The organism is Gemmiger formicilis (assembly GCF_016901605.1).
In the GTDB taxonomy this organism is placed as follows: domain Bacteria; phylum Bacillota; class Clostridia; order Oscillospirales; family Ruminococcaceae; genus Gemmiger; species Gemmiger formicilis_B.
In genome coordinates, this window is the sequence record NZ_JACJKP010000609.1 from 1 (window position 1) to 281 (window position 281).

Annotated in this window: 1 protein-coding gene; it reads left to right on the forward strand. The window is 58.7% G+C overall.

Annotated elements, in window-relative coordinates; genetic code table 11:
• The coding region (locus tag H6B10_RS16140; RefSeq protein WP_204652438.1) for a pyrroline-5-carboxylate reductase family protein at positions 1-281 on the forward strand (281 nt) is incomplete at both ends.

The following is a 281-nucleotide window of genomic DNA, read 5'->3' on the forward strand; positions in this document are numbered from 1 at the left end:
GTTCTGCTGGCCAACCGCACCCCTGCCAAAGCACAGGCTTTGGCGGAAGAACTTGGCTGCGCCTGCGGCACCAACGAACAGGTAGCCAGTATCTGTGATTTTATCTTTTTGGGCGTCAAGCCGCAGATGATGGAAGATATGCTGGACGAGCTGGCGCCGGTTCTGGAATCCCGCGCCGAAAGCCGTCCCTTTGTTCTGGTTTCGATGGCGGCAGGCCTTTCCATGCACCAGATCCGGCAGATGGCCGGCAGCGGATACCCCATCATCCGGATGATGCCCAA